The sequence below is a fragment of the Streptomyces sp. NRRL S-337 genome (genome assembly GCF_000720175.1).
In the GTDB taxonomy this organism is placed as follows: domain Bacteria; phylum Actinomycetota; class Actinomycetes; order Streptomycetales; family Streptomycetaceae; genus Streptomyces; species Streptomyces siderophoricus.
Genome location: NZ_JOIX01000025.1, coordinates 26,944 through 40,163 on the forward strand (window position 1 = coordinate 26,944; position 13,220 = coordinate 40,163).

At 73.1% G+C, this 13,220-nt stretch carries 7 protein-coding genes; 4 read left to right on the plus strand and 3 right to left on the minus strand.

The window, feature by feature from the left end; genetic code table 11:
* Positions 1-419: 419 nt before the first annotated feature.
* Positions 420-1,178, plus strand: a complete 759-nt coding sequence (locus tag IG62_RS0119520; protein ID WP_030804409.1) for a dienelactone hydrolase family protein — start codon at positions 420-422, stop codon at positions 1,176-1,178.
* 13 nt (positions 1,179-1,191) lie between these two features.
* Here IG62_RS0119520 and IG62_RS0119525 read toward each other — a convergent pair whose 3' ends face one another.
* The 3 genes from IG62_RS0119525 to IG62_RS0119535 all read right to left on the minus strand — a co-directional run bounded on the left by IG62_RS0119525 (position 1,192) and on the right by IG62_RS0119535 (position 5,394).
* Positions 1,192-1,824, minus strand: coding sequence for a GPP34 family phosphoprotein (locus tag IG62_RS0119525; protein ID WP_030804412.1), 633 nt, complete (start codon positions 1,822-1,824; stop codon positions 1,192-1,194).
* A 213-nt stretch (positions 1,825-2,037) separates the two neighbouring features.
* The gene (locus IG62_RS0119530; RefSeq protein ID WP_051798272.1) at positions 2,038-3,159 is read right to left on the minus strand and encodes a hypothetical protein; all 1,122 of its coding nucleotides are present in this window, start codon (positions 3,157-3,159) and stop codon (positions 2,038-2,040) included.
* Positions 3,160-3,384: 225 nt separating this feature from the next.
* Positions 3,385-5,394 carry an ATP-binding protein gene (locus IG62_RS0119535; RefSeq protein ID WP_051798274.1) on the minus strand — a complete coding sequence of 670 codons (2,010 nt, stop codon included), beginning with the start codon at positions 5,392-5,394 and terminating at the stop codon, positions 3,385-3,387.
* A gap of 169 nt (positions 5,395-5,563) precedes the next feature.
* Here IG62_RS0119535 and IG62_RS0119540 point away from each other — a divergent pair, with 169 nt between their 5' ends.
* The 3 genes from IG62_RS0119540 to IG62_RS0119550 all read left to right on the plus strand — a co-directional run bounded on the left by IG62_RS0119540 (position 5,564) and on the right by IG62_RS0119550 (position 13,209).
* Complete coding sequence (locus tag IG62_RS0119540) at positions 5,564-6,082, plus strand: hypothetical protein (RefSeq protein ID WP_037838655.1); 519 nt, start codon at positions 5,564-5,566, stop codon at positions 6,080-6,082.
* Positions 6,083-6,291: 209 nt separating this feature from the next.
* Positions 6,292-9,111: a hypothetical protein gene (locus tag IG62_RS0119545; protein ID WP_030804426.1), complete on the plus strand. Its 2,820-nt coding sequence runs from the start codon at positions 6,292-6,294 to the stop codon at positions 9,109-9,111.
* Between the two features lie 39 nt (positions 9,112-9,150).
* Positions 9,151-13,209: a hypothetical protein gene (locus IG62_RS0119550; protein WP_030804430.1), complete on the plus strand. Its 4,059-nt coding sequence runs from the start codon at positions 9,151-9,153 to the stop codon at positions 13,207-13,209.
* Positions 13,210-13,220: the final 11 nt, after the last annotated feature.

The window sequence follows — 13,220 nt, forward strand, 5'->3', positions numbered from 1 at the left end:
GACGACATGCGGGAACAGGGCGATCGTCCGGGCGGGCGTCGCCTACCCGCAACCAACCGGTCGCCGGTCTCCGGCTGGAATTGCGCGCCGTTCTGACATCTCAGTCCCGCATGGGCGTACGACTACGGGTCGACTTATCGCCATGACCACGAGGGGGATCGTTGAAGGGCCGCGGCGTCACCCGTCCGGGCGTTCCCGGACGTCCCACCAGGCACAGCCCGGTGCTGCGCATACGACCTGATTTGCCCTCATAACACTGCTTTGCGTTTCCTAAAGGGCGGCTTATGGCAATGGTTTATGACGCCGGCCGGTGTCGCGACACCGTGTCGCGCCGTGTTGCGCCGTGGTGTGCCGTGTTGTGCCGCGGAGTGGACCGGGGGCTGCCCGAGGCTGTACGGAACCCGATGAAAGGTACGGAAATGATCACCGTGCGCGTTACGGCCCTGGACATTCCCCTGCGGGACGGCGTCGCGGACGCCTGTCTCGCCCACCCCGACGACGGCCGGGCGCACCCGGGGGTCCTGCTGTACATGGACGCCTACGGGCTGCGGCCCTCGCTGGAGGCGATGGCCAAGCGCCTGGCCGGACACGGCTACACGGTGCTGGTGCCCAACGTCCTTTACCGGGCCGGGCGCGCGCCTGTGGTGGAACTACCCGATTTCATCGGCGCCGCCGAGCGGCCGGAGATCTTCGAGGAGCTCCTGCCACTCCTTCAACAGCTCACCCCGGAGCGGGCCGTGCGGGACGCCGGCGCGTACCTCGACTGGCTGGCCGCCTCGCCGCTGGTCACCGACGGCCCGGTGGGCACCACCGGTTACTGCATGGGCGGCGTCCTCGCGCTCCGCACCGCCGCGGCCCACCCCGACCGCGTCGCGGCGGTGGCCTCCTTCCACGCCGGCCGTCTGGCCACGGACGCCGAGGACAGCCCGCACCGGCTCGTCGACCGCATCACGGCGGAGGCGTACTTCGGGCACGCCGAGCAGGACCCGTCGATGCCGGCCGAGGGAATCAAGGCCCTGGAGCGGGCACTGGACGCCGCGGGCGTGCGCTACCGCAGCGAGGTGTACGAAGGTGCCCGGCACGGCTACACCCAGACCGACACCGCCGCCTACAACGGCGCGGCGGACGACCGGCATTGGCGCAACCTGCTGGAACTGTTCGGGCGCACGCTCGGCTGAGCCGGCCCGGGCGTCACCCGTCGCCGCCCCGCCAGATGTTGTCGAACGCGGCCTTGTCGATGGCGCGCCGCTGCCGCTGGTACCCCAGCTCGCTCAGCGCGTCATGGACGGCGGCGAGCACCGTCTCCACCGACTCGCCCGCCGGGGGTCCGTCGTCCCGGAGACTGCCGGTCCGGGGGTCTCCGCCCGGCTCCTCGCCGATCCCGAGGGTCGCCGCGAGGGCGGCGAGGACGGGTTCGTCCGCCGCCCAGCGGTCCGCCGCCGCACGGCGCGCGGGGGACTCGGCCAGCACCAACTCACCGGCCCGGAACGGCCGCCAGTGGCCCCGCCGTTCGCGGGTGAGTTCCCCGTCCGCTTCGAGGGCGGACATATACGTCGTGAACAGGCCGCTGCCCCTGCGCCACAGCCAGTCCTCCACCGACTCGTACGGCTCCTGCTGGACGAGCGCTCCCGCCGCCTCGTCCAGGAGGCGATCCGTCACGGAGGGCCGGTAGCCGGGGATGATGCGCTCGCCGTCCAGTGCGGCGGCTTGCGCCCGCAGCAGGTCGATCAGCTCGGCTCCCGCGAGCGCGAGCGACAGGTCACCCTGTTCGGGAGGCGACGCCTCGCCCAGGGCCACGATCAGCAGGTCCCGCGGTGTGGTCATGACGGCTCCCCACTTCTGCTTCGAGCTTACGGAGTGGTGGGCCCGGCTGCATCCCACACCTACGGTGGCACGGAATTGCCCGGGCCGTGCGCGATATCCCCGAGATCCCCGAGCTGATGCGTTCCTGGCGAAGGTGCGTGAGCGTGGCGAGTACGGGAGCCGGGCGGAGGCCGAGCGGGTCACCGGGGCCGTGCCGCGGGTGCCGGCCGGGCCTCAGGCCGCCTGCGCCTCGTCGCCGTAGCGCAGGGCATCGGCGTAGCGCAGCAGCACGCCGACGCCTTCGCGCAGCCTCAGCTGCTCCTCGGGGACGAGGACGAGTTCCGCGCCGGTGCCCACCAGGGCGCGCGTGAGGGCGGCGTCGGCGCGCTCCTCGCGTACGGTCGTCACGCCGTAGACCCGCAGGTCGCTCTCCGTGAGGGCGAGCTGGCCGGGCTCCGGGCCCACCCACAGGCGCAGCGGCGACTCCGGGTGGTTGTTGAGGAAGAGCGCGCTGACCTGGCCGCGCTGCAGTGCCGCGACCGCGGCCGCGAGCCCTTCGGCGCAGGCGCCGTCGTGGGCCCGCCGGGCCATGAAGGTCTCCAGGAGGGTGCGGTCGTGGGCGGCCATGCGTCCGCTGAAGAGGCGGTCGAGCTGGCTCTCCAGCAGCGCCCGTCCCGGTTCCGGCTGGCCGCCTCCTTCGGCGGTGGTGAGCCGGCTGCGCAGATGGGTGGGAAGCCGGCGGGCCAGGATGCCGCGGGCCCAGGTGTCACCGGCGAGCACCAGCGTCTCGGCGCCGCGGCGGCGGGCCTGCGTCTCCAGCTGCCGGCCGAGCCGCTCGGCGAGGTGCTGCCATTCGACCACCGGGACCTCCATGTGGAGCCGGTCGCCGGGCGTCACCTTGGTCAGGGGCCAGGTCCCGGCCTCGGTGTCGATGCGGACGGTGCCCTCGGCGTCGGTGGAGTGGCGGCCCGTGTAGTAGACACGTACCGCCAGATAGGCGATCTCGGGGGCGTGCTGGGCGATCAGCGGCATGGTGTCGGGCAGTGCGCCGAAGTGGGCCGTGTCCTGTGCCGGCGGGCGGGGCAGTTCGTCCTGGAGGACGAGCTTCCCGTGCGCGGTGAACAGGGCCTGCCCGTGCCGGCCGGGCACCCGGACGTCATCCCCGACGGTGCCCGCCACCGCGGCGATGGACTCCGGGTCCGCCCCCTCGGCGAGCAGGTCGTCGCGCAGATGCCGCCAGCGCAGCGCGATGGCGGAGTCCGGGTCCTCAATGGCACTGTCGCGCGAGGTGTCGAGGTACACCGAGGCGAACGGGCCGGCCTCCTTGTAGAGCGGTTCGAGAAAAGAAAGTCGCATCGCCACTCCCACCGGGAACGGAACCATCCCTGGGCCCATGATGCGCCCGCGGGACGTTGGGCGCGTCCGCTGGCGGTGCGGTGCGGGCCGTTACCGGCCGTCGGGGGCCGGGCGCGGACCGTGGCCCGCCGCTGCCCGCACGGTGATCCGTGACCCCCTGCGCGCGACCGCGACCGCCCGGCCCACACCGCCCCCTGGCCGGCTCACGCCGTCACCCCGCCCCGCTCACGCCGTCAGCCCGCCCAGCAGCTCCGTGACCTCCTCCGCGGCCAACGGCAGTTCGGCCTCCTCGTACGCCGTACGGGCCCGCTCCCAGTAACTGCGGGCCTCGGCCGGCCGGTTGGCGGCCGCGGCGAGGTGGCCGAGGTGCTGCAGGGTGCGGGCCCACCCGACCGTGTGGCCGAGCCGGTGGTAAAGGCCGAGAGCCGACCGGTAGTGGTCGTGGGCCGCCGCGTGGCTGCCCTGCAGCCGTGCCGTGAACGCCAGGTTGAAGAGGGTGTGGGCGGTGGCCTGGTGGTCGTCGAGCGCCCGGAAGAGCGGCAAGGCGGCGGCGTAATGACCTTCCGCTTCCGCGTACCGGCCGAGTCGGCGGGCGACCGTGCCCATGCTGTGCAGCGTACGGGCCTCGCCGGTACGGTCGCCGAGCGCGCGGTAGCGGTCGAGTGCCTCGGCGAAGAGGGGCAGCGCCTGATCGAAGTCCTGCTTGTGCTTGAGGAAGTCGCCCTTGTCGTACAGGGCCAGGGCCTGCTGGGCGCGGTCGGCGATCATGCCGGCGAACTCCACGGCCATGTCGCACACCTCCAGGCCGGCGTCCCAGTCCTGCTGACGGCGCAGGAACCAGCTGACGTCGTGCGCCAGCGGCAGCACCACGGCGGGCCGGCCGTGCCGCTGCGCCAGATGGAGGGCCGACCGCAGGTTCAGACGCTCGGTGTCGAGCCAGTCCTCCGCGGCGTCGTCCCGCCCGCGCGCGCGGGCCGCCGCCACGATGCGCTCGGTGGCGTCCCGGGCGGCATCGCGGTAGTGGGCCAGCAGCCGGTCGACGGCGGCCTCGACGCCCGCCGCGTCCTCCTCCTCGTGGCGGCGCCGCTCGGCGAACAGACGCAGCAGGTCGTGGAAGCGGACCCAGCCGCGGGGTTTGCCGGGCTCGACCATGTGGACGTCGCGGAGCGCGCGCAGCAGCTTCCTGGCCCGGTGCACGGGCTCCCCGGTGAGCGCGGCGGCCGCCTGGACGCTCACCTGCTGGCCCGGGTTGAGCGACAGCAGCCGGAACATCCGGGCCTCGTCGGTGGTCAGCCGGGCGTACGACAGGTCGAAGGCGGCGGTCACCGAAGTGCGGTCACCGTAGGAGAGCTCCTCCAGACGGGTGGCGCGGTCGCGCAGGGCCGCGGTGAGTTCGCCGACGGACTGCTCCGGGTCACCGGCCAGTATCGAGGCCACGACGGCGAGCGCCAGGGGGAGGTGGCCGCACAGTGCGGTGAGGTCGCGTACGGCGTCGGGTTCGTCCAGCGCGCGGGTGTCGTCGGGGCGGCGCATGCGGAGTGTGCGGCTGATCAGGGCGGCGGCCTCGGCCGGTGCCAGCACGCCGAGGTCGAGGATCCGGGAGCCGGGGAGGTCCCCGAGGGTGCGGCGGCTGGTGACGACGACCCGGTGGGCCGGGGAGCCGGGCAGCAGCGGGCCGACCTGGTCCGTCGAGGAGGCGTTGTCGAGCACGACGAGCGCGGCGCCGTGCCGGGCGGCGCGTTCGGCCAGCTTGGAGCGGTACAGCGACAGCCGGCCCTCGAAGGTGGGCGGGAAGAGTTCGTCGGGGACGCCGAGCGCGCTCAGGAAGACCGAGACCGCGATGTCCGGCCGGACGTAGCGGTTCTCGTCGTAGCCCTGGAGGTTGATGAAGAGCACCCCGCCGGGGAACCAGCCCGCCGCCACGGCGTCGTGCGCGGCACGCAGGGCGAGCGCGGTCTTGCCGACGCCGGCGGTGCCGACGAGGGTGGACACGGCCAGCGGGGTGGCCGCGATCTGCGGGGTGGGCGCCGTCGCCGCCGGGGAACCGGGGCCGGGGCGCAGGGCGGCGGTCAGGGTGCGGAGCGCCTCCTCCCGGCCGGTGAACTCCGGCGGCGCCGGTGGCAGTCCCGCCAGCGCGGTGGGCACCGGGTGCGTGAGGTGCAACTGCCCCACGTGGCCCGCCTGCACGACCGGCCCGGTGACGTTCCCGCTCAAGTCGTTGGATGACTGGTTCACGGTCCCTTTTCTAGCCCACCGCCGCGTCGCCCAAGCGGGTTTTCCGGCGACGGACGCCGACGGCTTCCCGTAGTCCGGCGGTGTCCGTGCCGATCGGCCCGCGTGGCATGCGGGCGCATCTCTTGGGACCGTGGCAGTACCGTCCCCGTCCGTCCCGCGAGGTGGCAAGGTGAGCGACAAGGTCAGGCGGTCCGCTTCTCCTGCCCGCCGCGGGGAGCCGTTGCAGCGGTTCCTGTTCGGCGGGGTCTACGGATCGGTCCTCGCCAGTGCGCTGGCGGCCGCCCTCGGGGGCGAGCACGGGCCCCTGGACCCCGGGTACGACGCGGCGTGGGTGCTGGTGGCCTGCATCGCGTCGGCCGCGGCCCACGGCTACGCGCACGCCATCGCCCACCGCACGGCCGACGCGGCCCCGGTCACCACGAGCGCGGTCCGGTCGATGCTCACCGAGTGGCCGCTGGTGGTCGCGGCGCTGCCGACGGTCGCCGCGCTGTTCGGCTCCTACCTCCAGTGGTGGGGCGAGGAGGGCGCGATCGACGTGGCCCTGACGATCAATACGGTGGCGCTGTTCGGCTGGGGCCTGTGGAGCGCCCGGGCGGCGGGGCGGAGTTGGCCGGCGGCGTGCCGGGTCGGGTGCGTGGACGCGCTGCTCGGGCTGTTCATCGTCGCCGCGAACGTGCTGACCAAGTGACGGGCCGGGTCGCGCACCGGCGGGCGACGAAGGGACGTCGGGACGCGGGTCGGCCTCTTGGACGCGCTGCGCGGTGAGCCGGCAAAAGATGCGTGCCGGTCACCCGTTCGCGACACTGAAGAGGACGGAAGCGCCTTCGTGCGCGGTGTGGCGTCCCTGCCCACCAGGCTTCCGCAGGCACGCTCCGACGTCATCGGAAGGCGGCTCCCATGACCGCCGAACCCTTCTCCCTGCTGCGGGTCGAGGATCTGCTGCAGCTCCGGGTCGAGGTGATCAACCTCCGGCGGGACGGCGCCCAGTTGGTGCGGGAGGACCCGGCCGCGGAGGCGCTGCTGATGTTCAGCCTGCCGGCGCAGCACATCAGCGAGACCGTGGTGCACCCGGCGCCGGGCAACTTCCCCGAGACCGTGCCCTCGTTCGTCTCCGGCGGCACGACGCTGGTGTTCCGGCTCCCCGACGGTGAGGACTCCGTAGAACTCTCCGCCGAGGCCCTCCTGGACTGGAACCACCTCCGGTCCACGACCGTGCCCGACGACCTTCCCGATCCGTCCACCGTCAACGTCTTCGGCGGTGTGCCGCGCACGGCCATCGAGTTCCCCACCCGGGTGCTGCTCGGGCACGAAGGCGCCGTCGAGTGGGCGACGCCGCGTCAGGCGGTGACACTCGACGGCCGGTGCGAGCTGTTCCACGCCGAGCTGCACGGGGAGAACGGCGGCGACGCACTGCTGCGCGCCTTCGCGGCACCGGGCGACCGGCCGCCGCGCACCGATCTCCCGCTCACCGACGACAACCGCACCGATCTCGTCGCCTTCACCCATGACGTGGACCTGGTCGGTCCGGACGGTGCCCCGGTGCGCAGACCGCTGCGCGCCGAGCGGTTCGTCCTCACCCCGCTCGGTGCGTCCGTGCGCATGGCCGGTGCCTGGGAGCCGGTGCCGGGGACGAGTCTGGCGGCGTATCACCACGTCGCCGAACTGGGCCGCGACCAGGTGGTGCAGGTCGCCCAGCGCGGTTACCTCAGTACCGGGCACCGGGCCCTGCTGATCCGTACCAGTGAGCGCAAGTTCTCGGACTCGGGTGACGGCAACTCCGTCGCCTATCTGCAGCAGGAGACGCGCATCAGCGTCAGCGAGCCCGAGGTCTTCTACGGGGACGTGGGATTTCCGCACGGGGGACGGGAGATGCCGTTCCGGTCGCTGCGCATCGTCGACACCACCACGCCGCCGGTCGTCGACCACGACGAAGAGCAGTTCTGGGTGACCCTGGAAGGGAGCGAGGCGCCCTACCGGTTCACGGTCGTCGGGACCGACAGCGAGGGCCGGGCCCTCAGCTTCACGATGCCGCTGCTGTTCGTCGACGCGCGGGCGGTGGGCAGCCCGCGGATCTTTGACTACAACGACCCGCTGTTCGAGGACCGCCGGACGATCCCGCTGAACGGCCGGACGGCGGCCCTGGCCCGGCCGCCCGACGGTGCGCCCGGGACCACCGCGCTTCCGGTGAGTTCGCTCAAGCTGGTCATGTCGCATGCGCCGGGCCATCCGCTGGGCGCCCTGCCGATCCTGCAGACGGCGCAGGTACGGGTCCCCGCCGTGGAGCAGCTGACCGGGCTCGCCACCGAGTCCGAGGTCGCCCTCCACGACGCCTACCTGAACGACGGCATGGCCGGGCAGGCGACCGGGGCCTTCCTCTCCCTGGCCGAGGAGGTGCCGGTGCGCTTCGGTGCGGGCAAGGGCGGCGGGGTCGCGAGTCCGGACTCCGCAGTCAGGGCGGTCACCGCGCGGGCGGGCCTGCTCCCGGCCGCTTTCGCCGACGCCGGGGCGGCCGCGTCCGGGCTGAGCACGGGCCAGCTCCGGCAGATCTTCGGCGGGGCCACACTGCTCGGTGTCGTCAACCTCTTCGACCTGCTCGACCAGGTCGACGGCTCCGCCGTCCGGGAGCTGGCCGGGCTGACCGACGACGAGATCCGCCGCAGGCTGGACGGCGGCGCCGACCAGTTGCTGCCCGTACCGATCATGCGGGCCCGCGAGTTGGCGGCGGGCCGGGAGGTCCGCTACCTCTGGAAGCCCCGGCTGCGGCGCGAGCAGGTGGACATCGTGGCCGGCGTCTTCTCCCTCGATCTCCGGGATGCCGCGCTGGCCATGGAGGCCACCACCGTCTGCTCACCCCGGGCGCTGCAGCAGTCGACGGTGCACGGCGAGCTCAAGGGTTTCGCGCTCGACTTCGCACGCATCGTGCGGGTCGACATCGGACGGCTCGCCTTCACCGCCCGGCCGGGAAGCCGTCCCGACCTGACCGCCGAGGGCCTGAAGGTCCATCTCGCCGACACCCTGGAATTCGTCAACGCGCTCAAGGACCTGCTGCCGGCCGACGTATTCGGCAAGGGCGCCTTTGTGAAACCCTCGCCGACGGGCATCAGCGCGGGCTACACGCTCGCCGTTCCGGCCGTACAACTCGGCATCTTCGCGCTGAGCAACGTCACCCTCACCGCGGAGCTGACGGTCCCCTTCGACGACCGGCCGGTTTCGTTCCGCTTCGCCGTCTCCGAGCGGCACCAGCCGTTCAACCTGAGCGTCTCGCTCTTCGGCGGCGGCGGATTCTTCTCCTTGATCGTCAGCACCCGCGGGGTGGAACTGGTCGAAGGATCACTGGAGTTCGGCGGCAACGCCTCCCTCGACCTCGGTGTCGCCAGCGGCGGCGTCCATCTCATGGGCGGGGTCTATTTCGCCCTCACCGGACAGTCCGTCACCCTCACCGGCTATCTGCGCTGCGGGGGCTACCTCTCCGTCCTCGGGGTGGTCAGCGTCTCCGTGGAGTTCTACCTGCAACTGACCTACGTCAAGGACAGCGACAAGCACACCTCGGAGGTGTTCGGTGCGGGAAGTCTCTGCGTCAGTGTGCGGGTGGCCGTCTTCACCAAGTCCGTCACGCTCAGCCTCCAGCGCCGGTTCGGCGGTTCGCCCGCCGATCCCGGCTTCGCCGATTGCGTCGAGCCGGCCGACTGGGACCGGTACTGCCTGGCCTTCGCGTGAGGCGGCCGGGCGGAAGCTGCGGAAGGGCGGGACCGGACCGTGACCATCGACCAGCGCATCCAGTGGGTCCTGCTGCCGGCCGGTCTGAGCCCGGACGGCGGCCAGGCCAGATTCTCGCTCTTCGTGGCGCCGAGACTGAGCGCCGACCGCGAGGTCACCCTCGCCGACTTCCCGGACTTCCAGGACTGGCCCGCACGGCTGGCCACCGCGAGCTTCTTCGTCGTCACCACCGATGCGAACGGCACGGCCTCCGACGGCGAGGCCGGGCCGCTCACGGTCTTTGGCCCGGCGGCCGACTCGGCCCTGTGGCAGCGCCTCTTCCCGCCGCACACCCCCGTGACGCCCTTCGAGTTCGACGACTTCCGCAAGCCGGTGAAGGTGTCGTACCCGGCCAGGGGACTCGCGGAGACCACGCGCGGAGCGTTCGCCGCCGCCGCGGCGGGTTCGCCGGAGGAGCTCCCCACCGCCAGCGGCATGAGCGAGTTCGCCGGCTTCGCCCCGGCCCAGGACATGCCGACCCGGCTGCAGCAGATCGCGGCCACCCTCGCCGACGCCGACCAGCTCGCCGCCGACCGGCCCGACGGGCCGGCCGAGGCCGAACTCGGCCCGCAGGACGCCTTCCTCGCCTTCCACCAGCAGGAGAGGCAGCTCGACACGTTCGCCGGGCCCCGGCCCCTTGACGAACCGCCGCCCGAGCCCCCGCCCCGCCCGGTGCCGCCGGTCATCGACTTCCACCAGATGCTCTCCGCCCTGGGCGACCACCTCGCGCTGCTGCGCCGGCTCGGCCTGGTCGTGGACCTCACCCTGCCGGTCGGCCGGCTGACGCCCGCCCGCGGGGAGCGGGGCCTGGCGATGGCCCCGCGGTTCGCGTCCCTGGTGCCCGATGCGGCCTCCCAGGACCTGACCCCGGCGACGCGGTACGCGCTGGTCCCCGGCGAGGACTTCTGCGCGGCCGCCTCCGGCGGGGATCCGCTGGGGCCGCCGGCCCGCGGCCTGTTGGCGCTGCCCGATGCCGAGTACGCCATCGAGCAGGCCGACATCGACGGCGTGAACCTCAAACTGCTCGCCGCATCCGCCGCCGCTTCGGTGCCGGACGACGTGTCACCGGACGGGAGGACGCCGGAACACTCGGCGCCGCCGAGCCTGCGGACGGCCGGTCTCGCCGTCGTACAGGGCGGGCGCGCCCAGGCCCTGCAGTCCGGGTTCCGGCGGGCGGCGGCGCAGCAGGACACCCTCGGCAGCGGCGGCTCCCCCGTCCTGACCGCCGAGGACCTGGTGCGCGGCCATCGGGTCGACGTCTTCGACGAGAGCCGGCAGCAGTGGTTCTCGCTCCATCAGCGCATCGTCCACTACAACCCGCCGGACGGGGACGGCGGCGAGCCGATCGCCACGGTGACGGACGAGGGCTTCTTCCAGCCCGGCATGACCCGGCCGGACGGCGCCACCGAGCGGCTCCACGTCCACGAACACCTCGTCTGCTGGGACGGCTGGGCCCTGTCCGCGCCCCGCCCCGGCCTGGCGCTGGTCGACGAGGGGCCGGCCGGCGAGGACGGCGCGGACGAACCGCCCGGGCCGCGGCGCATCACCAACCGGGCCACCACGACCCTGCCGCTGCAGATCGAGGCAGAGGCCCGGCCGGGGACGCTGCCCCGGCTGCGGTTCGGCCGCTCCTACCGCCTGCGCATCCGCACGGTCGACCTGGCGGGCAACGGCCCCTCCCTGGACGAGGCCGAGCGGCTCATGGACCAGGACGTGCTGGTCCTGCCCTCCGCCGGGGGTGAGGTCTTCCGCCGCTACGAGGCCGTGGCCGCGCCCACGCTGCTGCCCCGTGCGCCGTTCACCGAGGGCGATTCGGCACACCGGCTGGTGATCCGTAGCACCGCCGAGCAGTCCCCCCAGCAGTACGCGGACGACTTCAACGCCCGGCCGCCGGTCGCCGACGGCACGCATCCGCCGTACCGGGCGGTCGACGAACGGCACCTGGTCGCCCCCAAGGCGTCGCTGGAGGCCGTCGAGCGGCACGGCCTGCTCGACGCGGCGATCGGCTCCGCCGACCCCGAGGCCCGTCGGTCGGTGTACGAACTGGCCGTACGGGAGAGCGGCCGGCTGGACGACCCGTCGCTGGCCGGCGTCGCATTCATCGACTTCCCCGGCCCGGAGCCCGGCCCTCCGTCGGACGGCCCTCCGTCGGACGGCCCTGCGCCGGACGGCCCACCGGAAGACGGCCCGCCGGCCGAAAGCCCGCCGCAGCGCTACGTCGTGCACACCGGGGAACAGATCGAGCTGCCGTACCTGCCCGATCCGCTGTCGCTCGGCGTGGTCTTCCGCGGTCTGCCGGGCGTGCCGGACCAGGACCCCTTCGAGGTGCCCTGGGCCGGACCGGACTGGTCCACGCCGAAGTCCCTGCGGCTGCGTCTGGTCGAGGGCACCGGCCCACCCCAACTGGACGCGGCGGCCCGGGTCCTGACCGTCGCGCTGCCGAAGGCCGCGGTCCGCACCGTGCGGGTCTGCTCCAAGGCAGTCGCCAACGAGAAGATCCTGGGCATGCTCCACTGGTGCCGGGAGGCGCTCGGTGACGGCGAGCAGTTCGAGAAGGTGATGGGCGCCGCCCGGGCGAACCGGCACTGGATGACCACCCCCTGGCGCGAGCTGACCCTCACCCACGCCGTCCAGCGGCCGCTGCTCGCCCCGGCCCTGACCCTGTTCGACATCACCGGCCGCGGTCTCGGCGACACCGGTGAACACCTGGCCGGGTTCTTCGAACTGGACCCGCCCAGCACCGAGCGGATCGACCTCGTCGCGCACTGGACGGAGGATGTCGACGACCTCTCCGAGCCCGGACCCCGGACGCGGGATCTCACCGCACCGGTCTTCCGCCTGCCGCTGGCCCTGGCCGTTCCGTTCGGCCCGGACGTCGACGTCAACAACGTTCCCAGCACCCTCGACGGCAACCAGCTCTTCTTCAGCACGTTCGCCGCCGCGGCGGCGAACGACCCGGGAAGCGTCCCGCCCCCACCGGAGATGCAGGAGTTCGGCGACACCAAGCACCGGCAGGTGACGTACCAGCCCGTCGCCACCACACCGTTCGGCGACTGCTTCCCGCCCGAGTTCGCCGCCGACCCGGAGCAGAAGCTGCTGGCGCAGTGGGGCGAGCCGGTGCCGCACACCGTTCTGAGCAGCAGCAAACCCGCCGTGCCCCAGGTGCTCGACTGCCTGCCCACCATGGCCTTCGAGACGTCCGGCAGCCTGCCCGGGATCCTCACCCGGCACCGCCGCGGGGGCGGGCTGCGCCTCTACCTCGCACGGCCGTGGTTCACCTCCGGCAGCGGCGAATTGCTCGCGGTACTCGTCCCGGAGGAGGGCGAGGAGCCGAGCGAGGGCGCGTACCCCTTCATCACCCTGATGGGCCGCGACCCCGCGCACCGGTCCGCGCCCGTCACGCTGCCCACACCGGCCCACTTCCCCGGCGCCGAACGGGTCAGGTCCGGCCTGGTGCTGCCGGACCCGGACGCCTTCTTCCCGGGCTTCGCGGTCACGGCCGTGGGCTTCCGCCCGCAGTTCGCCGAGGAGAGCGGCCGCTGGGTCTGCGACCTGGACGTCGCCATGGGGGACGCCTACCTCCCGTTCGTCCGGCTGGCCCTCGCCCGCTTCCAGCCGGACTCCCTGGAAGGCGAGCACCTGTCCCCGATCGTGCACACGCCCGTCCTGCGGACCCTGCCCGACCGGGTGCTGACCGTCGAGGGAACGGACCCGCTGACCGTGCGGCTCTCCGGGCCGAACTACCTCACCGACTTCACCCTCGGCGGAGGCGTCAGCCCCGAGGTGAGTGTGTCCCTGTTGCAGCGGGACCCGGAGATCCCGGACGACGCGGTCGCCTGGCGAAAGCTCGACGACACCGAGATCCTGCTGGACCCGGAGGACACCTCCCGCCCCGACCAGACCTATTCCGGCGAGTTCCCGCTGCCCTCACCGCTGCCCCCGGGTCCGCTCCGCCTGCTGGTGACCGAAAGCGCCGTCTCCGGTTCGGACTTCGCCGTGAGCGAGCTCTTCGGCCCGCTCGGGACCCAGGTGATCTACGCCGACACGGTGCCGCTCTAGGGGACCGGCAC

What these genes read in the sequence shown, in the direction of transcription:
- IG62_RS0119520 (WP_030804409.1), top strand. Translation starts at nt 420, where the DNA reads ATGATCACCGTGCGCGTTACGGCCCTGGACATTCCCCTGCGGGACGGC.
- IG62_RS0119525 (WP_030804412.1), bottom strand. Translation starts at nt 1,824, where the DNA reads ATGACCACACCGCGGGACCTGCTGATCGTGGCCCTGGGCGAGGCGTCG.
- IG62_RS0119530 (WP_051798272.1), bottom strand. Translation starts at nt 3,159, where the DNA reads ATGCGACTTTCTTTTCTCGAACCGCTCTACAAGGAGGCCGGCCCGTTC.
- IG62_RS0119545 (WP_030804426.1), top strand. Translation starts at nt 6,292, where the DNA reads ATGACCGCCGAACCCTTCTCCCTGCTGCGGGTCGAGGATCTGCTGCAG.